Origin of the sequence: Spirochaeta lutea, assembly GCF_000758165.1 — a bacterium.
GTDB lineage: Bacteria > Spirochaetota > Spirochaetia > DSM-27196 > Salinispiraceae > Spirochaeta_D > Spirochaeta_D lutea.
The window spans coordinates 194,490-217,260 of the sequence record NZ_JNUP01000064.1 but is presented as its reverse complement, the minus strand read 5'-3'; the positions used below and the strand labels follow the sequence as shown (position 1 = coordinate 217,260).

Sequence of the window (22,771 nt, the reverse complement as noted above, 5' to 3'; positions counted from 1 at the left end):
AGCCCCTGGTCCCTGCCCTGAGGCAGGCAGCCCGGAACGTATCCACGGGTGCGCTACCGGAGCCAAATATCATGAAAGGAGGCATCATGCCCCTCTACCTTCAGTTTCCATCATGGATTTCCCCGGAGATCATCCCCGGACTACCCTTTCGGTGGTATGGACTCATGTACCTGGTCGCCTTCGGTGTCACCTACCTTCTCTTCATGCGCCAAATAAAACAACAGAAACTCGACATCTCCTCGGACGATGTGCTTAATTTCTTCTTCTGGGGGATTTTAGGGCTTCTCGTAGGCGCACGGCTTTTCTCAGTGATCTTCTACGATCCCACGGGCCAGTTTGCCCGAGAACCCTGGCGCATCATCTGGCCCTTCGATAACGGGCAGTTTGTGGGGCTCCAGGGCATGAGCTACCATGGCGGGTTTGTCGGTCTGCTGACGGGCTTTGCTATTTACGCCAAGATCAAGAAAATTGATCTGCTCCAGTGGGGCGATATGATCGCCAACGGAGCCCCCCTGGGATACACCTTCGGCCGGTTGGGAAACTTCATCAACGGCGAACTCTACGGCAGGGTCAGTCCCGCTCCCTGGTCCATGGTATTCCCCTCGGCGCGGCCCCTTCCCACCAATCTGGATTGGGTTCAGGAGACTGCCCAGCAAGCGGGGATGCAGATCCCGGATTCAGCCCTGCTTATCAACCTTCCCCGCCACCCAAGCCAACTCTACGAGGCCTTCCTCGAGGGAATCCTGCTTTGGGCCATCCTTTGGTTCCTGGTACGTCCCCGGAAAACCTTCAGGGGATTCAGCATAGGCATCTACATCATCGGATACGGTCTCGCCCGGTTTATCGTGGAATACTTCCGCGAACCCGATGCGGGCCTTGGCTTCATCATCTCCCTGGGTGGTCAAAACAACCCGCCCCAGCTCTTTACTTCCCTGCTGGATATCAGTATGGGGCAAATTTTGTCTCTGGTAATGGCTCTCAGCGGTGTGGCCCTGCTGGTAGTCCTCAAGCTGATCCATAACCGCCGTCCCACAGTGCAGGGATTCACTGATCATACAGAGAGCAAATCGAATAAAGATTAGACTGCGAGCCAAGGGGTTGTAACCGTCGATGTTGACGGTTACAGCCTATTCCTTGGGCTTCTGCCAGGCAGCCCGGGGAAGATGCCAGTCATACTCCACCGAGAGTATCCGAATCCCCGAAATAACACCCGCCGAGATCAGTGCAGAGGCTGCCGGCGCCAGCCCAATCCTCAAAAGCACCACATTAAGCAGGGCTCCCACCAGACTGGCTACGGCATACACCTCCCGCTGCAGCACCAAAGGCACCTCCTGACTCAGCACATCCCGAATCATACCGCCTCCGGTCCCAGACATAATCCCTAAAAGAATCGCCCCGAACCAGGTCGCCCCCTGTTCCACCGCGATGGTCACCCCAATCACCGTAAATGCTCCGAGCCCCAGGGCATCCAGAACCCGCAGGGGGTGGTGTAGCCGGCTGATGGTATCGTAGAGAAAAAACACCGAGAGCGACCCTGCGAAGGCTACCACCAGGTAGCCGATATCCTGGAAGGCTCCGGGAGGCGTCCTGCCCAGAAGCACATCCCGGATCATCCCGCCCCCCAGGGCAGTCACAATGGCAAGAATAACAGACCCATACACATCCATGTTCTTCCGCGCAGCGGCAATAGACCCGGAAAGGGCAAATACGAAGGTCCCGGCAAAATCCAACACCGGGAACACCGGTCCAAGATTCATTCCTTCTCACCCCGGCCGGACTCTATCCAGCGCCAAAGACCGGCCCCGACGTATCCGCCGACCTGAATAAGAATCAACCATGCCAATAGGATGGGAAACCAGTCACCCCACCGGGTATAGAGGGTCATGCCTCCCTGCCTTCCCGGCAGGGTATCCACCACCACAACCCCCTCGACGTAGTTCGGAATCCGGGTTAACAGCCGGCCGTAGGCATCAATGTAACCCGTAACACCACTGGCCGTCGCTCTGGCCATGGGAACGCGGTTTTCCACCGTCCTGAACAGTCCGGTAGCGAAGTGCTGCTGGGCCTCCACCTCATCCAAGGACCAATAATCATTGGAGAGATTCACAATCATATCGCTTCCGGCCAGAACAAAGTCCCGCACATGGTAGGCGAAGGCATCCTCAAAACAGATGGGCGTCGAAAACCGGAAGTCCGGATGTTCAAACTGAACATACTCAACCCCCTCGCCCCAGAGGTTTACATCCAACCGTTCCAGCAGATCCAGGAGACCAGCAAACCAACCTTCTACTCCTGGAAACAAGTCATAGAACCAGCCAGGAAAAAAGTCCTCGTAGGGAAAGGTCTCGGTCAGGGGCACCAACACCATCTTATGGTAGGTCTGGAGCCGCTCCCCAGCGTCGGAGAACATGATGGTGGCGTTGTAGTTTATCCGGTCAATCTCCTGCCCCTGGTCATTCCGGACCACCTGGTAATCGTCATTGCCGGTTATCAGGTAGGTGCCCATACCCTCCTGGTACTTCAGGAACCGGTCCACCGTGCGTGCCAGCCGGTTTTCGCTTGGGGGAACCTGGCTCCAGCGCCGGATATTCGGTACGAAGGCGGTCTCCGACCAGGCAACCAGGTCGGGATCGTAGCGCAACCCGATATCCGACAGGGTTATGAGGGTATCCAAGGTCACATCGTAATCATTCTTGCGCGGATCGGTATTCTGCTGTACCAGGGCCAAGCGCACCGCCTCAGGATGCCTCTCTCTGCCGCTGTTCTGCACCCGGGGTCGGGATGAACCGGAATCCGGATCGATATAATAGGTTGCTACCTCGCCCTCCGCAGGATGAACCGGGGGCATGAGAATCACCCCAATTAAAACATTAATGCCGAATATTCCCAGCACCGCCGCCCCGGGCCGCCAGTCCCTGGACTGAATCGCCCAAGCAAGCCCAGCGTTCACCACCAGCACCAAGAAACTAACCCCCCAAACCCCCGCCGCTCCCGCAAACTGGATCGCCTCCGGCCAGCGGTACAAGGCGTGGGCCGTCAAGGTCCAGGGATACCCCACCCAGCTATGACTTGCCCAATACTCGAAAAGGGTGATGGCCATCGCCCAGAATAACCAGGGGAGGGCTGCAGCCCAGGGCCGCCGCTTTGCCAACCCCGCCACAGCCCGGAACACCGGCCATCCCACCAAAAAGAACAGCCCAAACCGGACAATGAAAACCAGCACCACCCCCTGGAGGGTCACCAAACTATAGGTCCCCAGCCAGTAGTTCCGCAGCATGGTGGAAACCAGCCCCCAGAACATCCCGTACACCCACCATTGCCCGAAGCGCTTTACCCGGCTCAACAGGAAAAATAGCGGAACATAGGCGATAAAAATTAAGGGTCCGATCCCCTGGGGGAAAAACCTGCTCGGAAAGGCCAGGGCATGCACCACCGTGCTGGCCAGCAGCAGGGGAAACGCCCACCACCGCCCCCCGTGGCGAAACAGCAATCCCCACAGGTAGGCAACACCCAGGGGCAGGTACCGGAATATGACGATCCGTTGTTCCTCACCACTATCCACGGCAAGATTTAACGCATCCGACCCAAGCTGAAATCGTTGTACATAATCGAGATTCGCCGTCAGGGCGAAGAAATAGCTGAACAGAAAACTGACCAGGGCAGCCCCCATCAAGGCGTCCATTCCCAGCCGGCTCTCCCTCCCGTCCTGCCCCATGGGCTCCCCCAGGCTCCGCATTACCCGGTAAATTCCGTACAGGGCATGCAGGAGGATTACTCCCAGCAGAAAAAGGTCATTCAGTACCACCCGCTGCCCCAGGGCGATGACCGCCCACCAGGCCGCTGCCACATATCCCATCCCGATCCCTAGGCTTGCCTTCATACTCTGTCCTCCAGGTCCCACCAGTATACTAAGCTTTCGGCAAATTGCAATTTCCCGGCCTCTGGGTTTCCTCCTCGGTATTACAGGGTGATTCCCATGCCCCAGCATTCCGGAGACCGCTCCTCAAGCCCTTCCCCCCTCTGCGGTACCGCCTCGGAGCCGATCTCGGCACCCATCCCCCCGGCGGCACCCGCTTCCGGCCCCTTGCCCAGTCCCTAATTACTAGTGCGCCCAAGGCAATAAAAAAGCCGGGCCCCCGCATCAGCGAGATCGGCCCGGCTCAGTTCCCGGCGCCCTGCACAGGCGCCCTGGGTTTCAGCCACCTACCGTGGCATGGTCATCTGAAGCAACCCCGGTGGATCACCCCGGCATTACTGCATTAAAGGCATCTACGTTGCCCTCGTTCAGCACAGTATCAATTATCTTCCGGCCCAGGGGATGCAGTTCCGGGGTATCGTATTTTTTCAGCTCGTCTTTGAAGAAGTCATACAAAATCTTCGCCCCGGCATCGTAGCCCTCAAGACCCACCTCAACCTGGTCGTGAACCTGCAGCAGGGTATGGGGAATATCCTGGCCGTTCACCCGGAACCCCGGCAGGGTATACCCTAGGAGCGGACACCGGCTGGCTAGGAGTTGACCGTCCCGGAATTTTACGCTTCCGCGCCTGGCGATGTACTCCCGGGCAATCCATTCAGGCTTAAATCCCACATGGTAGGCACCGACATACTGGTTCGGAATTAGCACGTAGCGTGTATTGGGAGTCTTCATAATAAGCTCCAGCAGCAGGTTGGCCTGGGTCACCATCTTCCCCGTTGCAAAAGGCCAGTAAGAGCCGACGCCCTCGCTGGTCAGCCCCTTGGAACTCACAATACTCGGGTTTGCGTGTCCCCGGGGAGCAACCAGCCTCCAGAGCCAGCCGAGGGCGGGAGGCAGAATATGGAGCATACCCAGGATGCCGTAATTGGGTTTTTCCTTGGTGGTGGGCGGAGTCCGAACCCCAAAGGATCGTACATCCACCTCAACCTTGCCGCTCACAATGTTTTCCACGTGGCGTCGGGGCATTACCACCCGGGGATTTGGGCAGGGTTTACCCGGCTCATCCATGGTATGTTCCCAAATAAGCGCAGTGGCATTGGGCTTTCCATCAATGTTCAAGAAGATCAGGGGTTCCGGCGGATTAATACAGAGTTTTTCCAGGCTCGGCTCTCTGCCGTACTCATCCAGATGGTCGACCCGCAAAAACCAACCATTCTCTGCATCGGTAATAGCTAGCTTCCCGTCCCCTGTCGGGCTCGGATGGGCAATAGCCATATCGTCGGCCACCGGATGAAGCTCGCAGGTATCGTGCATCTCCAGGAAAATTCTATCCTTCGTCAAGGTATTCTCCGCCAGCATTATCCGGCCGTCGGGCATGCGATGAATTGCCTGGGTCATCTCGGACTTTCCGCCGCCGCTGGCCCCTTCATGGAGAATCACAAACTCATTATCGTAGGGGGTTATCAGGCGGACCGCTGAGCTATGCAGGGTAACCCAACCCTCCTTCTCGCCCTGGTGGAGAAGGATACTGTACACACCCTTTTTTGCGCTCGGACCGGGGTAGAGATTAAAACAGAACTCCTCATGAACCTTGGGGGTCCGGTTATGCACCACAACCTGGCGGCCCTTAAAGTGGGTATGCCTAAAGGGAGGCACGATGAAGAGCATTCCGATGGGCTCGAACCCGTCTTTCAGCTCGGCCTTCGGGATGAACCCCTGGAGATCCGCCAAGCCGGTTACGAAAAATCCTGCATTGGCAGGACAAATGAGCAGGGAGGGGTACCCCTCAGCATCATCCCCGGATAAAAAGGGCATAACAACCAGGTCCTTCTGCTGGGCCAGCCACTGGAGGGCCTCCTTCCGGGTCTGGGTAAAGCCGCTACCGAACCGGTCTTGGTACTTTGTTTTATCCGTGGGAAGCTCATCGGCAATCACCATTGCTTCGGGATCACGGCGCCGCATATAGGGTTCAATATAGTTTACTGATGCTCCGTTTTTACAGCGGGTTACCGTTGCTTCCACCACGCGCCCCTTGCCGGGCACCTCATATGCAACCTCGTGAACATCGCTTCCCATGAATGTGAGATCCAACAGCTGCTGCCGGGATTCGGGAACGATAATGTTCTGGGCAGACTCAAGAACGCTTTTCAGCTCTTCTGAGATCCGCAGTTTTGATAGTAGTTGTTTATCCATGGTATCTCCGCTTCTTTTATTGTATAATTATGCATAATAATAGGAAGGTTTTAAATATTATGCAAGTCCACTCCCGCCCCTACATCTAGACAAATCGCCTAATCTTTGATTATATCTAGAGTTAAGCCCATAACTATCCCCACTTTCTGTTGACACCTCCAAGGAAATAATAGTAATGTGTGCCCCTATCAGCATGATGAGGTGAAGAACTATGGCAAAAGCAAATAAAGGTGCTGCAAAGGTACGTCTTCAGAGTACAGAGAGCGGTCACTGCTACTATACCACCAAGAACAAGCGCAATCTTCCAAACAAGATGGAGCTCAAAAAATACGATCCGGTGGTTCGGAAGCACGTTCTCTATAAAGAAACAAGCAAGTTCTAAGAGCAGCGCCTAACCAGTAAGAAAACCGTATTTGGAGGATCCCGTGTCAAGAAAGTGTGTTATAAGCGGTAAGAAACCCATGGCGGGAAACAATGTTTCTCACGCCAACAACAAGAATAAGCGCTGGCAGAAGCCAAACATCCAGTACAAGCGTTTTTATGACCCTGAACTGGGCCGTGAGGTTCGGCTGCGTCTTTCAACCAGTGCTATCCGCAGCATTACCAAGGTAGGCCTGTCAGCATTCCTTCGAAAAAAGGGACTGACACTAAAGGATGTTATGTAAACCCATCCACCTGCAGTAATAGAAGCAGCTCCCCAGGGAGCTGTTTTTTTTTCCCAACGTTCCTGCCCGGCTACTCAACCCCACCCGGAGCCCCTGGTTGGCGCCAAGCGACCGCATCAAGGAGCCACCTCACAGCTATATATTCTTCAGCCATCCTTGTAAAACCCCGATTATGAATTCATAATGGAACAATAAGGAAGCATATGATAAGCGACAGCGATAAACTTCAAGAGATCATCACCATAGATTCCGATTTGAATAAAATTCAAGACCAGGACATCCTGCTGGAACGAATCCTCCAGGTTGCGCGACGGTTAGTTAATGCCGAAGCCGGCTCAATATATATTGTAAACGACGGAAAACTGGAAATCAGCTACAGTCAGAACGACAGCCTTCAAGCAAAGCTGCCTGAAGGCCAAAAGCTGATATACAACATCTTCAAAATCCCCATAAACAAAAAAACCATCTCCGGCTACTGTGCGAAAACCCGGCGGATCGTCAATATAGAGGATGTATACTCCATCCCCGAGTCCGCTCCCTACACCTTCGACCCCTTCTATGACAAGGTGAGTGAATACCATAGCCAGTCCATGCTGGCCGTGCCCATGCTCTCGAACATGGGAAACCTCCTGGGCGTATTGCAGGTCATCAACAAACGAGCGGGTTCCGAGGGCTACGAACCCTTTACGCGGGAGGACGAACTGCTAATTAACCATTTCGCAAACAATGTAGTCATTACTCTCGAGCGGGCCCAAATGACCCGAGCCTTATTACTCAGGATGATTCAAATGGCCGAGCTCCGCGACCCTAAAGAAACCGGAGCCCATGTAAACCGCGTAGCAGGGTACTCCGTGGAGATTTACGAGCGCTGGGCCTCAAAAAAGGGCATCCCTGACCACAAAATTCAGAAGGACCGGGATAATCTTCGTATGGCCGCCATGCTCCACGATGCCGGAAAGGTGGCTATCAGCGATATCATTCTTAAAAAACCCGCCCGCTTCACCCCGGAGGAATATAAAATCATGCAGCACCATACCATATTCGGTGCCAAACTCTTCCTCGATGAACAGAGCGAATTCGATAAACTTGCCCGGCTGGTCGCCCTAACCCACCATGAAAACTGGGATGGCACCGGCTACCCCGGATACATCAATCTGGAAACAGGGTTACCGGAAAAAACCGACGCAGACGGACAGGTACTAGGTAGAAAAGGCAAAGAAATCCCCATCTTCGGCCGCATAGTCGCTATCGCCGATGTGTACGATGCTTTGAGGTCCAAACGCTCCTATAAGGAGGCCTGGAAAGAAGAAGATGTCCTGGAAGAACTCCGATCCCTGTCCGGCTCCAAGTTCGACCCGGAGGTCGTGGAATGCTTCTTTGAGGTCTATCCCCAACTCCAGCAAGTCGCGCAGCGGTACCAGGATCAAGAGGCCCAATAGGTCCACGTTCCAGACCTCGATCCGCCATCCGCCCCACCGTCCATGTAAATGTCCGCAAAAAAGGGGTATGTACGGAAACCCGTACATACCCCCCTACAATCCGAAAACTATCGATTGTCGTCTCTTAAGCGTCCTTATAGGCAGATATCATATCTTCAACCGCCTGTTTCCCGTCGCCAAAGAGCATCAAGGTATTATCAGCAGCGAAAAGGGGATTATCAATCCCTGCAAATCCCGGACTCAAGGACCGCTTAATAACCACCACGGTCCGAGCCTTATCGACGTCTAAAATGGGCATGCCCGAAATTGGTGAGCCCTGGCTATCTCTGGCCAGAGGGTTCACTACATCGTTCGCTCCGATCACAATGGCCACATCAGTGTTTGGAAAACTCGGATTGATCGCATCCATTTCACGCAGTTTATCGTAGCTGATATTCTCCTCAGCGAGCAGAACATTCATGTGACCCGGCATCCGGCCGGCAACGGGGTGTATACCGAATTCCACCTGGATTCCGTCTTTTTCCAGTGCCTCGGTAAGCTGACGAACAGCAGTCTGGGCCCGGGCCACCGCCATCCCGTAACCGGGAACGAACACCACCCGCTGGGCGCTCTTCAGAATCATGGCAACCTCATCGGCGCTGGTGGATTTGATCTTACCCGTATAGATATCCCCAAGATCCTCCTGGACCTGGGCTCCCCCCAGTCCGCCGAACAGTACATTCGCCAAGGACCGGTTCATGGCCTTACACATAATCTGAGTCAGAATAATCCCGCTGGCCCCCACCAAGGATCCGGCAATAATCAAAATGGTATTATTAAGCACAAATCCTGTAGCGGCTGCAGCGATTCCCGAGTAGGAATTCAGCAGGGCAATAACAATTGGCATATCCGCGCCGCCGATGGGTACGGTCAGCAAGAGACCAAGAAGTGAGGATAATCCCAGCAGTATCCAGTAATAGGTCAGATTCGAGGGCTCAATCACCACTAAAACGCCCATTACCAGGGATGCAACAAAAACCAAGGCCTTTACGATCTGGTCTCCAGGGTACCGAACCGACTTTTCAGAGACGATCCCTTGCAATTTCCCGAAGGCAATCAACGATCCCCAGAACGTAACCCCTCCAACGAAGGCTGAAAAGGCTGTTGCAACCACGAATTGGGGATCAAATGCCACACCCCCGAGACGCTGCACAAGACCGGTAACCGCCTTGCCCATGGAAAAACCCGTAACCGCGTCAATAATTGCAACCGTTGCCACCAGAACCGATGCCAACCCCCCGAAACCATTGAATAATCCAACCAGCTGAGGCATGGCAGTCATCTTTATCTTGAGGGCCAACACTCCGCCAATTAAACTTCCCAGAACAATACCTGCAATAACCCATTCTACTTTTACAATTTCATTAGCCACCAGGGTCACCACAATAGCCATAAGCATGGCAACAGCCCCCAGCAGATTACCCCGCACCGCAGTCCGAGGATGTCCGAGCCCCTTCAGACCCAAAATAAACAGAACCGCGGCCAGAAGGTACACAAGATTCGTAATAACCGTTAATTCCATGGCCTAATCCTTCTTTTTAAACTTGTCCAGCATACGATGGGTCACTAAAAAACCCCCAACAACATTGATGGTAGCGGCCACCAGAGCGATCACACCCAATACCGTACTAACCGTACTATTCTCCGCCCCGGTAGCAATTAACGCACCGATAATCGCTATGCCGGATATAGCATTCGAACCCGACATTAGGGGAGTGTGCAGAATCGGCGGCACCTTAGTTATCACCTCAAATCCTAGAAAAACCGCAAGCACAAATACGGTAATCAAGCTCACTAAATCCATATCAACTCCTTCAATTTAAGAACAACAAGAACCCTGGGTCGGGTCTACAGCCCCAGAATCTTCCGACGGTCCTCATGCACAGCACCGCCGTCAGCCAGAATACGGGTAGTATCCACGATCTCATCCTCACCTGGGGACTTTAAATCCCCCTCCTTTGAAAAGAGATTCAGGAAGAAGGTCTCCAGGTTCTTGGAAAAGAGCTGGCTGGCATGGTAGGCCAATGCAGCAGGAACATTTACCGGACCGATAATGGTGACCCCGTGTTTCACGACGGTCTTCCCAGCCTCGGATAATTCACAGTTGCCCCCGCGTTCCACCGCCAGGTCCACAACAACCGAACCTGGCTGCATCTCTTTGACCATTTCCTCGGTGATCAACACCGGCGACTTTTTCCCGGGAATGGCCGCCGTTGTAATAACAACATCCGTTTCCTTTAAGACACCGGTCAGAAGCTCCCGTTGTTTTCGGTAGAACTCTTCATCCATGGCCTTGGCATATCCGCCTGAGGACTCGCTGTCTGCGGTATCCAGCTCCATTTCCACAAACTTCGCCCCCAGACTTAACACCTGATCCTTAACCGCCGGCCGTACATCGTATGCACTCACCACAGCACCCAACCGTTTGGTGGTTGCAATGGCCTGGAGCCCGGCCACCCCGACCCCTAGAATAAACGCCTTAGCAGGCACAATCGTCCCCGCTGCGGTCATCATCATTGGAAACATCTTCTTCAAATTATCCGCAGCCAACAAGGCTGCCTTGTAACCCGCCAGGTTTGCCATGGACGATAGTACATCCATACTCTGGGCTCGGGTAATACGGGGAATCAACTCCAAGGAATACGCGGTAATTTTTTTCTTCCCGTAGAGGGTAAACAGATCATGGGGCTCATAGGGATCCAACATTCCGATAACCGAAGCGCCGTCCTGTAGGCCCTGGGCATCCTTTACAAACTGTTCATCGGCATTCGCCCCCCCGCGAAGGGTAACCAGAAAATCTGATTTGGCAAAAACATCCCCACGGCCAACCAGCTGAGCACCTTTTTCCTGGTACTCCTGGTCGGGATACCCCGCAGCTTCACCCGCCCCCGTTTCAATAAGCACCTCGTGACCAGCTTTTTTTAACCGAGGAACCTGAACAGGCACCAGGGCAACCCGCAGTTCATCGGGATGCAACTCCTTTGGTACACCTATAATCATGCGTCCAACTCCTTTTCAATTGGCTTATATATTCATTTTAATATATATAAAAACAGACAAGCATTCAATATACCTGCCTGGTTTAGTCATCTTAACCAGAATTCTAAAGCTGTCAAATCCCGCCAGCCCCGGAAATCAGGGATTCTAACCGCATTTTATGTTCCGGACGACCGATTATTCCCTCAGCCTTAGTTACAGCCTCTTCCAGGGTGATTCCAATGCCTCCCAGCAGACCCATCTCCCCTTTCATCCCCAGAATTCTCCTGACCGATTGAACGATTCGATCTCTGGAAATAACCCCGGTCCGTACCGCCGCAACGATGGCATCTCTCGTCGGTAGAGGATCTTCGGTGGTCAGAATACAGTCCGCCCCGGCTAATACAGCCTGAACGGCGGCTTGCTCAGGGGACATCACCCGGGATAATCCGCGCATCTCCAGGGCATCGGTCACTATTAACCCATCAAACCCCAGGCGTTCCCGCAGAAGTCCCCCTAACAACACCGGCGAAACCGAAGCAGGCAGCCCTGTTTCATCCACCCGAGGGTAGGCAATATGCGCGGCCATAATCCCTGCAGCCCCGGCATCAATCCCCCGGATAAACGGAACCAGGGCCCCGTCCATCAATTCCCCGATATCCGCCTCAAATTCCACCACCTGATGGTGGCTGTCCTGGGTGGTATCTCCATGTCCTGGATAGTGTTTAATCACCGACCATACCCCCTGGGAGCGCTGGCCCTGGATAAATGCTGCCACGAACCCTGCCGTTGTTTCGGGATCCCCGCCGTAGGAACGGCTTCCGATAAAGGAATCAGTCTGCCAGGCCGAAAGATCCGCCACAGGGGCGAAATTCAACTGTATACCCAGGCTACTCAGCTCCCGTCCGGTGATCTCCCCGGCCCCCTCCGCAACCCTGTAGTCCCCGGTTCTTCCGATACTGCGGGCACTGGGAATCCTCGTGGCCGGAATACCCCCCGATGAATGCAATCGGCTTACCAGTCCACCCTCTTGATCAATAGCAATAAACGGTCTTCCCGCAACAGAGCCCTGTGCAGCCTCCTGAATATCCCGGCCGAGGGTGACCACCTGGGGAATGTTCCCCATATTCTCTCCGAAAAAGACAACCCCACCTGGGCCAATCTGCCTGAGCAACGCCCTGTCTTCGGGCTCCAGGCTCCGTTTGGGACCTCCGGTCCGGGTGTACCGCAGCTGGAGGATGAGCATCTGCCCAACCAGCTGCTCAAGGTCCATCCGGGGTGCCGTGTAGGCAGCCGCTTCGGCAGCAGTAGCGGCTCGATACCGTTCGGCAGACCCGTCGTACAAAGCCGATTTTCCTTGCCCGCAGGCGCTAAACAGTAGTACTATTACTGCAATCCCCCCTGATACAACCTTCACTTCTGTCTCCGTGGTAATAAATGAATAGATTTGTACTCTTTTGTATACAATCAAAAATGATCCTACCAGAGGCTGTGGCATGAGGCAATATTAACTTGTTTGTAAACAGCTAGATAGCCCCATCTGCTTATTAGTATAATCTTGGCACAAGAATTGCTTGTACAGTAGCCAAGGTGTACAAGATGTCAACGATTTCTACGAATTATATTCATGGTCATGCAGCTGCGGGGCTGACTGTCCCAAGCCGTCGAGCAGAGCTGCAAATAGAAGTTGTAAGAAAATCAATCCATTTATTAATTGGTTTCGTTCCTATGGTGGCCACCCTCATAGGAGTTCCTCCTACCCTGCTGCTGCTTGGAGCGGGTATTATCCTGTATACCTCCGCCGAATACCTACGCTACACGGGCACCCGGGTTCCCCTCATTAGCCGAATTACAGAACTCGCCTCCCGTGATCGGGATAAGAATCATTTTGTACTCGGCCCGGTTACCCTTGGTCTAGGTGCGATGTTGGCTCTCATGCTCTATCCTGAGCCTGCTGCCTCCATCGCCATTTATGCCCTGGCATTCGGGGACGGAATGGCAAGTCTCTTTGGTAAGGCATTCGGCCGCATTAAGCTCCCCCTGACCGGCGGGAAGTCCCTGGAAGGAAGTCTGGGGTGTTTTCTTGCAGTCTTCATCCCCACATATCTCCTCGTGGAACCTCAGGTCTCCCTGGCTATAGTTATTGCCGCCTTTGCAGCCTTCATCGAAGCCCTGCCGACCCGGGATTTTGACAACATTGTGATGCCGACAGTCACCGGCGCCTTCGCTCTTTTAGTGCTGTAATCACAGATTTTCTCTGTAATCCGCAATTAAAAGCCCGGTCCTGATGATACGCGATGCTGAACCGGTGGTACACTATCGTATCCCTAAAGCCGGGTAAAACAGGGAACACTGCTTGCCCACTAGAAACCAACCTAATACCAAAGATAGGCTCGGAACACTCGGCGGGCATATACCACAGATCCAGTAATAAGCAGCACCACCCCGACCACCAGCATCCACACGTTTGGACTGGAGTGGATCATCCACCGCCCGGCCATCATACCAACCACAGAAAATCCGTATACCATGTCTCCCGGCGACTGGTTCATCAAACTGCTCTTAAAAAAGTTCAGGAGGGTTGCCGCCATTAAAAAGACCAGGACGAGAGACACGATTGATGATAATCCAGCCTTTGCCAAAAAATTGCTGGCCATCACAGATACATCCACGGGTAATAGATAGGAAAGTCCGCCGGCTACCCCGAGGGTAATGATTAATGCCCCGCCTTGATACTGATATTTTACACCGGCAGTGTATAACCCCGCTGTAAACAAGGCGGCTCCGCCGAGAATTAATCCGAAGGTATGCAGCCTGGTCAGGCCTGCGATAAGGCCCAGGGGTTCACGGTTCATTCGCGCCAAAAGCGTCCATATCGGCAGGGTTTCAAAAACCAAACTCCCCAGGAAAATAAAGAAGAAAAAGATCAACGGTCCAGTAATCTTTCGAAAGAACCGGAGGAACCCCAGGTACCCCAGAACGCTAACCAGGAGAGGGGCAACCATAGACAATAACACCACACTCAGCTGAGTCTGGTAAACACGCCACTCCCCGAAGCTCCGGGAGAACAGCAGCACCCGCTCGGACAGGGACAACACCTGAAACAAGGATACAATCCTCGGAGCCAAGGCTATCAAAGAAACGGCTACACCAAACACTGCTGCAGCTATACAATAGAGGATCGTATTCCTAACCCGGAGCGTCATACCCCATACTATATCAGAAACGGCAGGTTTCGCTAGTACGGGTGTAAAAAAACCCTTTAGATTCAGCCAGGGCATACGATAAACTAATTGGAGGAACAATCCATGAAACGATGTTTACTTTTTGCACTACTTATAGTTCCGAGCCTTCTCTTTGGCGGCGACATTGCCCACTACGTAAATCTCGGATTCTCCCAGGATTCAAAAACCTTTGTTTTTGGCCAATACGGGATCGATAAAAACACCTCCATCCCCTTTGCTTCCATCTTTTTTGTCGATGTTGCACAAAACGAATTTACATCTCAGGGTGTACACTCCTATGAACCCCAACATCCTGTCAGCCTCGGTCAAGATGGAAGCGGCGCATTGTATAATCTCCTGCATACCGTAACTCCCTTGGTACAGCGATGGTCCATCGATCATACCGCCCAAGGCCGGCTGGTGTATCTGTATATTAACGGGGATATTCCCAAGGAACAGATCCGGTTCAGGGATTTTAATACCGAGACGCAGTACGATCTTCACCTAAAACAGACAGCCCGAACCACCTCAGAAGAATCCCCTCAAAGCGAGGCGGCATTCCATATTCAGCTGACTGCAACCCCTAAAGACGGCCAGGTGCGAGCCTACACGGTAGGCATTCCCGACTTCTACCGGAGAGGCGTCTCCAGCTACCGACTCAAACAAGTGATCCTCAGTCCCGACGAAAAATCCGTCATCATGGTTGTGGAGAAGGTCATGCAACAGGATACCAATGGTGCTTCCATACGGTACATGGTAGAAACCGTAAAAGTGTGGTAATTCTCCCGGGGTAACTTGCTGGACAATACAGAGTAAAAAAAATACTATGCTCCCATGGCAGAACGAATTACACCCCGAAACACAAATTACAGCGATTGGTACATTGATATTGTTACCCAGGCAAAACTAGCCGACTACAGCCCGGTAAAGGGCTCCATGGTCATCCGCCCTCGGGGCTATGCCCTCTGGGAAAAAATCCAGAGCAATCTCGACCGGATGTTTAAAGAAACCGGTCATGTCAACGCCTACTTTCCCCTCCTTATTCCCCAGAGTTACCTACAGAAGGAGGCGGAGCATGTTGAAGGGTTCGCCCCCGAGCTTGCAGTGGTAACCCATGGCGGCGGCTCAGAGCTGGAAGAACCCCTGGTAATCCGCCCGACCTCGGAAACCATCATCTGGAGCATGTATAAAAAGTGGATCCAAAGCTACCGGGATCTTCCCCTGCTTATCAACCAATGGGCAAATGTTCTACGCTGGGAAAAAAGAACACGTTTGTTCCTCCGGACCAGTGAATTCCTGTGGCAGGAAGGCCACACAGCTCATGCGAGTTCCCAGGAGGCCGAAGAAGAGACCCTCCGGATGCTTGAGGTGTATAAAACCTTCGCTGAAGACTACCTTGCCCTTCCGGTGCTAACCGGGGTCAAGAGCCAGAGCGAGAAATTTGCAGGGGCAGTCAATACCTATGCAATTGAAGCTCTCATGCAGGATAAAAAAGCCTTACAGGCCGGAACAAGCCATTTTCTTGGTCAAAACTTTGCCAAAGCCTTTGATGTAACCTACCAAACCCCTGAAGGAACCCTCGACTATGTGTGGGCATCCAGCTGGGGTGTTTCAACCCGCCTCATCGGGGCACTCATTATGGCACACTCGGACGACAACGGCCTGGTCCTTCCCCCTCGGATCGCACCCACCAAGGCAGTGATTGTTCCAATCTTCCGGAATAAAAATAAAGATCAGGTTCTTACCTATGCCCGCTCAGTGTTTGCAGCTCTCCAGGAGACCCTGGGCAATGAACTCAATACCGTCATTATCGATGAGGATGACTCCAACAGCCCCGGGTGGAAATTCGCCGAGTGGGAGATGGTTGGCGTACCGGTTCGCATTGAAATTGGCCCCCGGGATATGGAAAATCAGAAGGTCGTAATTGTACGCCGGGATACGGGGGAAAAAGAAATAGTCCCAGCCGCCGAGGCGGCCGGCCGGGTACAGCAGCTCATGGAAGAAATTCAATCCAACCTTCTCCAACGGGCTCGTACCTTCAGGGATCAGAATACCTTCCAAGCAAGCACCTACGACGAGTTTAAAGCCTACTTCAACTCCGACGGCGGGGGCGGATTCGTAACAGCGTACTGGAACGGAGACCCCGCTGTAGAAGCCAGGGTGAAAGAAGAAACAAAGGCCACCATTCGGGTTCTACCCTTCGGAAACGAGGAAACCGCCCAGGGAAACACTTGTATCTTTACCGGGGAGCCGGCAAAGTACGCAGCTGTCTTTGCAAAGGCCTACTAGACCATGAAAATGCACCGGAGACCGGCAATCCCTGCAGCCCTGTAGTATACTGGGACACTGAGAGGGTACCCCATGAAACGCGGTAAAAAAACAGGTCTTAAGGCTGTCACAGCACTTATTCTCCTGTCCCTTCTCCTACCCGCCGGATTCTCCCAGCATGAATCCCCGGACGTGGAACAATCCCCCGCGCCTCAGGAACCTCAAAGCCGGGGAAACGATACCCCGGGGGTGGCCTTAGGCTTTCACAGGGGGGTCTTTTGGCAGGGGCAATCAGTACCGGGGACCGTACAAGGAGCGGAAACCTCACCCATCCTGGGTGCATTCGGTATCTCTCTGCGCCTTCCCTTTTCCACAGTATTAGCCTTGAATCCCGCCTTAGACTTTTTTACTGATGAGTACCTGTATTCTGAATCTGTAGGAAGGGCCGTACCAACCCAGATCGAAAGCGGGGGTAATCTGGGACCAATTGCCCAGGTATTCGGGTTAGGGATTACCCTGCCTCTGGAAATAACCCTGCGCTTGGGGCCGTCGGTTGATCTATTCTTCGGTCCAGGAATCAGCGGGATTCTACGGATCCCCCTCTGGGGCATCGACGGTACAACCCAGGATGAAATCGGCATTATCTGGACCGACTTGCATACCCGCGGGCGATGGTTTTTTCCGGAAGTACGCCTTGGCTCCCGAGTCGCCATTGGATCCGCCGTTTCATTCATCGGGATGATAAAAACGGAATTCCCCATCTGGCATGCCTGGGATGAAGCGGCCATGCCCTTCTACGATACCCTGTTTATCTGGGTAAACCTCGGCCTCGAAGTCCGCCTCTAAGCTAACCCTTGGGAGCAATGGTTGCTGTACACCGGTATCAATGTAGTGAACAACCTATTGTGCGCTACCCTAGTTTTTAAACTCAATCTCCTGAATTCTGGCGGTGAGTCCGGCTATTAAACCAACCGCCATGGTATCCAACAAGACACCGAAGGCGATAAGGATCGGCGCTGCAGGCAAGAGGATTAGGTATCCTTCCTCAAGTCCCTGACCGTACCAGGATGAAACCAGGGCCAACCCCACGATAACCCCTGTACCCGGTTCTCCAGCCAGAAGAAAGGATACCCCGATACTTGCAGCAATCACCCAGAAAAACTGACCCGTAGAAATCTCTAGGCTGGAGTAGGACCGAAGAATCAACATAAAGGATACGGCAATAACCGCTGCCGTTCCTGCTTTGGCAAACATGACCGATAGAGGATAGATGGTCGCTCCTCCCCGGCGGGGTAATAACGACTGCTCCTTTCCCGTCCTCACCAGAAATCCGTAGGTAAAATAATTATCCCCGGATAATAAACCGGCAATGCCGGGAATGAGACTGCTGACCAGCAGCTTATAGGGGTTTCCGGGCTTTTTTGCGATCCTAGTAACAGCCCAAAAGATCAGGGGATACGCAATTACAGCAAAAAACACCGTCAGCACAGCCAACAAAAGAAAAAGCTGGGAAAAGAGTTCCACATCACCAAATCCCCGAATCTGCAGCACCCTGTACCCGGCTAATATGGCAAAACCAAGTATCATGAACTCAACCATGTAATAATTCACCCTGAATAACACCCGGCTCAGGGAATCAAACACGTCAAGGCTCGGCTCTGCATGGGCTTTATGGTAATGGAAGGCAAACCCGAGAATCACCGCAAATAGGAACACCGGTAACAAATAGTTGCTGTTCTGAACAAAGCCCTGGAAGAGATTCGCCGGGAACACACCTTGAAGTAAGCTCAAGGGGTCAGGGAGGGCCAGGATATCCCCTTCTTTAATAATGATTGGAATTCGCTCGGGTTGGAAGATGAGAAAGAACAGCCCGGAGAACAACACTGTGAGTCCGGTGGAAATTACTATCCCGGGAAGAACAAAGGCAGTAAGACGGAGAAGTTTTCCCTCGAACCAGAGCTCGTACACTGCGATACTCGCACTGAAAAACACCAAGGGGAACACAATATACCGGCCGATATTAATGGTGAGGCCGGCAATCCCCTGGAAAAAAGACTCTGTGTCCCCTCCCGAAAGGGGCAGCAGCCATCCGAGTATCACCCCGGCAGCAGCTCCTAGTAAAAGACGTATCCATAATTTCATCGACTATCCTTCCTGTTATTAACGCGCCACGGTTTGTACACTACACCGGATAATGCGGTGCTACCTGGGGGGTCTGACTCCAGAGGTAGTGCCCCGAGAGATACCGCTGCATCCCTTTGCGCCATAGGCTTCCTGTTCAAGCCCGGAAATACTGCATACAGCCCGGGAACCAGGCCTGTTTTGAGCCTCATACGTTTTCATCGTGTACCAGGCTCCATCTCCTCATAGAAGACCCGGGTTTACCGAAGGCCGAACAGGCCTGTTTTTCCACTAAACTTATTCCATCTTCCCCGGGTCTTTCCGGTATTTTCCCGAAGAACCGAAGATATGTAATCTAAATACAGACCATAATCAACATCCGCCGGCGCTTGAAAACCACGGACGGCAATTCCCTCATTCTGATAGAGGGAAAAGAGAGACCGACCAACCTCCTGTACAGCTCCGTAACCGATGCTCTGTAGAGGCGGGAAGATGGTATTCATCCCACCGAGAATCACCAATGCTACACTTCCGGATTCCTGGGCGAGCATGTAGGTAAGGGACTCTCGTAAGGGAAAGACCAGCCCCTTGATGGACGTATCAATGTTCTGATCAATGACCGTTGCAGAAATCTCTCCGAGAGATTTTCCCTGGACGGCTGGATTGTAGATATGCAAATGGTAATCCAGGGTACGTTGATTATTCTTAAAATCCAGCATCAACGCCCGGGCGGCCAAGGGGGTCCGGGGAATCTGAGCAAGGGGATGAAAGGCCTCCTCGGTTCCCTTGGGGGGTATAATCTGCGCTTCGGGTTGTCCCGGAGGAGCCCAAACCTGCGCGTTTTGTTCCAGGAGATACTTCACGAGGAAGGTCATAAACGGACCCTGGGATCCTGTTATCAGGTATACGGGATTCATGATACAGTGAGTCTACCGGTACCAAAACCAGCGGTCAAGGGAAAGGAATTATCGCGGATGAACAACCTAAAGATTGCCATCGGACAAATCAATCCAAAAATTGCCGACTTTGAAGGCAACACTCAGCAGATAATCGCTCAATCAAAACTCGCATCAGAGAAGGGTGCAGATTTGATTGTTTTTCCCGAACTCTGCCTATGTGGATACCCGCCCATGGATCTTTTGGATCATCCCGGGTTTGTGTCGGAGAATCTTCGGTATCTTCGTGTTCTCCAATCGCAGCTTCCCGAAACCATGGGGGTAATCGTGGGCTATGTTGACACAGCCACCGAACTTGCTGGGAAGTCATTACAAAACGTTTGCGCCCTGATTCACCAGGGCAGAATAATTCACCGCCAGGCAAAAACCCTTCTCCCAACCTACGATGTATTCGATGAAGCTCGATATTTCGCGCCGGCAAATCGATGGCAACCGGTGGAATTCAAGGATTGCAGAATCGGCATTGCCATCTGCGAGGATATGTGGTGGGAATCCGAGCCGAATGTTCTTACCCGGTATCCCATCGATCCGGTCAAGCACCTTCTGGATAATGGCGCACAGCTCATCGTCGTACCTTCGGCATCCCCGTTTTATGCGGAAAAAACCCGGATTCGGTTATCCCTCATGGAACGGATCGGGCGAGGATCCGGTGTTCCGGTGGTGTATGTTAACACCGTGGGTGCAAACGATAGTCTTATCTTTGACGGCAATTCCCTGGCTACCGACGGGACGGGACGACTCATTCACCAAAGCCCGGGGTTTGCATGGGACGTTTCTATTGTTGAACCCTTCCGCCAGAATCAACCCCAGGAGCTCCGGGTGGACCGATACGAGGAAATCGCCCAGGCCCTTCGATTAGGCATATCCGATTATCTAAAGAAGACCGGTTTTTCCCGGGTTCACCTTGGCCTTTCCGGCGGAATCGATTCAGCTTTGGTGCTTACCCTGGCAGTTCAAGCCCTCGGACCTGAACGGGTTTCGGCCTTCCTGCTGCCAAGCCAGTACAGCTCCCAGGGAAGTATTGATGATTCCCTGGAACTCGCCCGGCGTCTGGGAATAGAAACGGCAACTATCCCGATTCAGCCGGTGTATTCCAGTGTTACTCAGGCCCTGGAGCCTCATTTTCAGGGGCGGGAACCCGATCTTGCCGAGGAAAATATCCAGGCGAGAATCCGCGGTCTGCTTCTCATGGGCTACTCCAATAAGTTCGGCTCCCTGGTATTAACCACCGGGAACAAGTCAGAGTTGGCCGTGGGGTATTGCACCCTCTATGGAGATATGGCCGGTAGTCTGGCGGTCATCGGAGATCTTTTTAAGACCGAGGTGTACCAGCTCTGCCGCCATCTTAACAGGGACATTGAAATCATCCCCGAAGCAATTATAACCAAAGCCCCTTCCGCGGAACTGCGACCGGATCAACGGGATCAGGACAGCCTGCCGGCATACGAAATTCTTGATGAGATTCTCAAGGGATTCATCATCGAACACCGGACCAGGACTGAACTCATTGCCCAGGGACTCCCCGAGGAGGCGGTTGACCAGGTTCTGAAGCTCCTGGCTGCATCGGAGTATAAACGCCGACAGGCGCCGCCGGTTCTAAAAGTAAGTCCCCGAGCCTTCGGAGCCGGCCGGCGGATTCCCATCGCGCGGAGTTTTTATGAGCTTCGAAGTCAGGATTAATAAACCGGGACGATTGGACAAATTATTCGAAATTCCAAAGAGCTTCTTGCACTCTCCAGAAGGCTGAGATAGTATGAAATAACAGCAATCCTATGAATATGTCAGCACGCAAAGGTATAATCGACATTCCCATGCGCCTCATTTTTACCGAAGACGGCGTGCATTATTTCACCAACCAGGGAAAGCGTATCAGCCGGTTTCGGCTTTCCGATGGGGTGGAAGAGTTCGGCATCCATGTAGTGGACTTCTCACCGGCAACCATCCAGCGGATGCAGCTCCTCGGCTACCTGAGCAAGATTGAACTTCCCTTGAACAACACTGTTTCAAAACGCAAGGAAATCATCGATCTGATAAAACTGATGACCTACGGCATGCTCTACCGGCAGTACGATACCACGGTTTTTAGCTGTGTCGTTGAATCAGATCTCATCAAAACCTGGAACCGGCATAATGTAAAAAACCCCATCGATTATAAAACAAAGATAAACAGCCAAGTACTCAAGAATGTTCTGGAAAAGAACGAGGGAGCCATAAACGAGATTAAAAACCTTGTCTTGCGACCCGTGGTGCAGCGAATTCAGAAAAGCGAGCATCTTCAGGATACCGAAAAACGAATAAATACCTTTCTTGCGGAAAAGTTTCTGGATAATCTAAACCCCCTCATCTTCTTTATTCTTACCATTCACCGGGGCAGTACAGGGTATTTCCAATTAATCCGGGAAATCCAGCGGTTCTTGGTATCCGCCATGGATCGATCCTCCATACCCGAATACCTGGCCCTCATGGTAGTCGAGCTGCTCATGAACATGAGCATGACTAACGCCACCAGCCAATATTCCCGGCTTCTCCAGGATGACAACATCTATGTTTTGCTTCGTATGAATAAAAAACGCCCCGAGGCCGGGGATCGCGCACGAATGCACCTCATGCTTTCAAATCAAAAATCCAGCTTTGATGATTTAAAACAGAAGATTAACAGCCGCATCACCACCAATATTTCCGGCAAGAGCCTCAAAGATTTTTATGACTCTAGCCCGGACTTTCAGGAGAACATGAATCTGGGGCTGTATTACCTGTCGTACCTCAGCGAGGCCTGCAATAAGGTGAACATCAACTTCGAAAGCTTCGTAAACCGGTCGGAAAGCGACGGACAGGTTACCATCCACCTGACTCTCACCTTTTAACCCGCCGAAACTCCGGTCTTTTACGCCCTGTGCCGATGCGGCACCGGCGCTTGGTTCAAACTGTTCTGTAGTGCGCAAAAGGCTGTAAACCACACCAGATATAGCGGCAC

20 protein-coding genes are annotated in these 22,771 nt (G+C 52.8%); 10 read left to right on the top strand and 10 right to left on the bottom strand.

What is annotated here, in order from left to right; all coding sequences use genetic code 11:
- Positions 1 to 71 precede the first annotated feature (71 nt).
- Positions 72 to 1,082, top strand: a complete 1,011-nt coding sequence (gene lgt, locus DC28_RS08970; protein WP_238565799.1) for a prolipoprotein diacylglyceryl transferase — start codon at positions 72 to 74, stop codon at positions 1,080 to 1,082.
- 45 nt (positions 1,083 to 1,127) lie between these two features.
- Here lgt and DC28_RS08965 read toward each other — a convergent pair whose 3' ends face one another.
- From DC28_RS08965 to DC28_RS08950, 3 genes are all read right to left on the bottom strand, one after another.
- Entirely contained in the window at positions 1,128 to 1,757 is a 630-nt protein-coding gene (locus DC28_RS08965; RefSeq protein ID WP_037547873.1) for a trimeric intracellular cation channel family protein, read from the bottom strand.
- On the bottom strand, positions 1,754 to 3,880 hold the full coding sequence (gene lnt, locus DC28_RS08960) for an apolipoprotein N-acyltransferase (protein ID WP_037547872.1): 2,127 nt from the start codon (positions 3,878 to 3,880) through the stop codon (positions 1,754 to 1,756). Before lnt ends, DC28_RS08965 begins: the two co-directional genes overlap by 4 nt.
- 360 nt (positions 3,881 to 4,240) lie before the next feature.
- On the bottom strand, positions 4,241 to 6,109 hold the full coding sequence (locus DC28_RS08950) for a DUF4914 family protein (protein ID WP_037547868.1): 1,869 nt from the start codon (positions 6,107 to 6,109) through the stop codon (positions 4,241 to 4,243).
- Positions 6,110 to 6,320: 211 nt separating this feature from the next.
- On the opposite strand from DC28_RS08950, the gene rpmG reads away from it, so the two are divergent.
- The 3 genes from rpmG (at position 6,321) to DC28_RS08935 (ending at position 8,213) form a co-directional block, all read left to right on the top strand.
- Positions 6,321 to 6,491, top strand: a complete 171-nt coding sequence (gene rpmG / locus DC28_RS08945; protein ID WP_037547866.1) for a 50S ribosomal protein L33 — start codon at positions 6,321 to 6,323, stop codon at positions 6,489 to 6,491.
- Positions 6,492 to 6,534: 43 nt separating this feature from the next.
- Positions 6,535 to 6,774 (top strand): 50S ribosomal protein L28, encoded by a 240-nt coding sequence (gene rpmB, locus DC28_RS08940; RefSeq protein ID WP_037547864.1) that lies wholly within the window; start codon positions 6,535 to 6,537, stop codon positions 6,772 to 6,774.
- A 203-nt stretch (positions 6,775 to 6,977) separates the two neighbouring features.
- On the top strand, positions 6,978 to 8,213 hold the full coding sequence (locus tag DC28_RS08935) for an HD domain-containing phosphohydrolase (RefSeq protein WP_037547862.1): 1,236 nt from the start codon (positions 6,978 to 6,980) through the stop codon (positions 8,211 to 8,213).
- A 124-nt stretch (positions 8,214 to 8,337) separates the two neighbouring features.
- On the opposite strand, the gene DC28_RS08930 is transcribed toward DC28_RS08935, so the two are convergent.
- The 4 genes from DC28_RS08930 to DC28_RS08915 all read right to left on the bottom strand — a co-directional run bounded on the left by DC28_RS08930 (position 8,338) and on the right by DC28_RS08915 (position 12,645).
- Positions 8,338 to 9,774, bottom strand: a complete 1,437-nt coding sequence (locus DC28_RS08930) for an NAD(P)(+) transhydrogenase (Re/Si-specific) subunit beta (RefSeq protein WP_037547860.1) — start codon at positions 9,772 to 9,774, stop codon at positions 8,338 to 8,340.
- A 3-nt stretch (positions 9,775 to 9,777) separates the two neighbouring features.
- The gene (locus DC28_RS08925) at positions 9,778 to 10,056 is read right to left on the bottom strand and encodes an NAD(P) transhydrogenase subunit alpha (RefSeq protein WP_037547858.1); all 279 of its coding nucleotides are present in this window, start codon (positions 10,054 to 10,056) and stop codon (positions 9,778 to 9,780) included.
- 44 nt (positions 10,057 to 10,100) lie between these two features.
- Complete coding sequence (locus DC28_RS08920; protein ID WP_037547856.1) at positions 10,101 to 11,252, bottom strand: Re/Si-specific NAD(P)(+) transhydrogenase subunit alpha; 1,152 nt, start codon at positions 11,250 to 11,252, stop codon at positions 10,101 to 10,103.
- A 112-nt stretch (positions 11,253 to 11,364) separates the two neighbouring features.
- Positions 11,365 to 12,645 carry a glycoside hydrolase family 3 protein gene (locus DC28_RS08915; protein WP_052078679.1) on the bottom strand — a complete coding sequence of 427 codons (1,281 nt, stop codon included), beginning with the start codon at positions 12,643 to 12,645 and terminating at the stop codon, positions 11,365 to 11,367.
- Between the two features lie 182 nt (positions 12,646 to 12,827).
- Here DC28_RS08915 and DC28_RS08910 point away from each other — a divergent pair, with 182 nt between their 5' ends.
- Complete coding sequence (locus DC28_RS08910) at positions 12,828 to 13,472, top strand: diacylglycerol/polyprenol kinase family protein (protein WP_238565798.1); 645 nt, start codon at positions 12,828 to 12,830, stop codon at positions 13,470 to 13,472.
- Positions 13,473 to 13,603: 131 nt separating this feature from the next.
- Here the strand turns inward: DC28_RS08910 and DC28_RS08905 are convergent, their stop codons facing one another.
- On the bottom strand, positions 13,604 to 14,434 hold the full coding sequence (locus DC28_RS08905; protein WP_156104639.1) for a hypothetical protein: 831 nt from the start codon (positions 14,432 to 14,434) through the stop codon (positions 13,604 to 13,606).
- A 102-nt stretch (positions 14,435 to 14,536) separates the two neighbouring features.
- Between DC28_RS08905 and DC28_RS08900 the strand changes: the two genes are divergently transcribed.
- The 3 genes from DC28_RS08900 to DC28_RS08890 all read left to right on the top strand — a co-directional run bounded on the left by DC28_RS08900 (position 14,537) and on the right by DC28_RS08890 (position 17,566).
- Positions 14,537 to 15,232 (top strand): DUF2259 domain-containing protein, encoded by a 696-nt coding sequence (locus DC28_RS08900; RefSeq protein ID WP_037547852.1) that lies wholly within the window; start codon positions 14,537 to 14,539, stop codon positions 15,230 to 15,232.
- Between the two features lie 54 nt (positions 15,233 to 15,286).
- On the top strand, positions 15,287 to 16,741 hold the full coding sequence (proS, locus tag DC28_RS08895; RefSeq protein ID WP_037547851.1) for a proline--tRNA ligase: 1,455 nt from the start codon (positions 15,287 to 15,289) through the stop codon (positions 16,739 to 16,741).
- Positions 16,742 to 16,813: 72 nt separating this feature from the next.
- Complete coding sequence (locus tag DC28_RS08890) at positions 16,814 to 17,566, top strand: hypothetical protein (protein ID WP_037547849.1); 753 nt, start codon at positions 16,814 to 16,816, stop codon at positions 17,564 to 17,566.
- Positions 17,567 to 17,635: 69 nt separating this feature from the next.
- Here the strand turns inward: DC28_RS08890 and DC28_RS15535 are convergent, their stop codons facing one another.
- Positions 17,636 to 18,862 (bottom strand): dicarboxylate/amino acid:cation symporter, encoded by a 1,227-nt coding sequence (locus tag DC28_RS15535; RefSeq protein WP_052078678.1) that lies wholly within the window; start codon positions 18,860 to 18,862, stop codon positions 17,636 to 17,638.
- Positions 18,863 to 19,101: 239 nt separating this feature from the next.
- Positions 19,102 to 19,758 (bottom strand): Rossmann-fold NAD(P)-binding domain-containing protein, encoded by a 657-nt coding sequence (locus DC28_RS08875; protein WP_156104638.1) that lies wholly within the window; start codon positions 19,756 to 19,758, stop codon positions 19,102 to 19,104.
- A gap of 57 nt (positions 19,759 to 19,815) precedes the next feature.
- Between DC28_RS08875 and DC28_RS08870 the strand changes: the two genes are divergently transcribed.
- On the top strand, positions 19,816 to 21,477 hold the full coding sequence (locus tag DC28_RS08870; RefSeq protein WP_037547955.1) for an NAD+ synthase: 1,662 nt from the start codon (positions 19,816 to 19,818) through the stop codon (positions 21,475 to 21,477).
- Positions 21,478 to 21,575: 98 nt separating this feature from the next.
- Positions 21,576 to 22,661, top strand: a complete 1,086-nt coding sequence (locus DC28_RS08865; protein WP_156104637.1) for a hypothetical protein — start codon at positions 21,576 to 21,578, stop codon at positions 22,659 to 22,661.
- Positions 22,662 to 22,771: the final 110 nt, after the last annotated feature.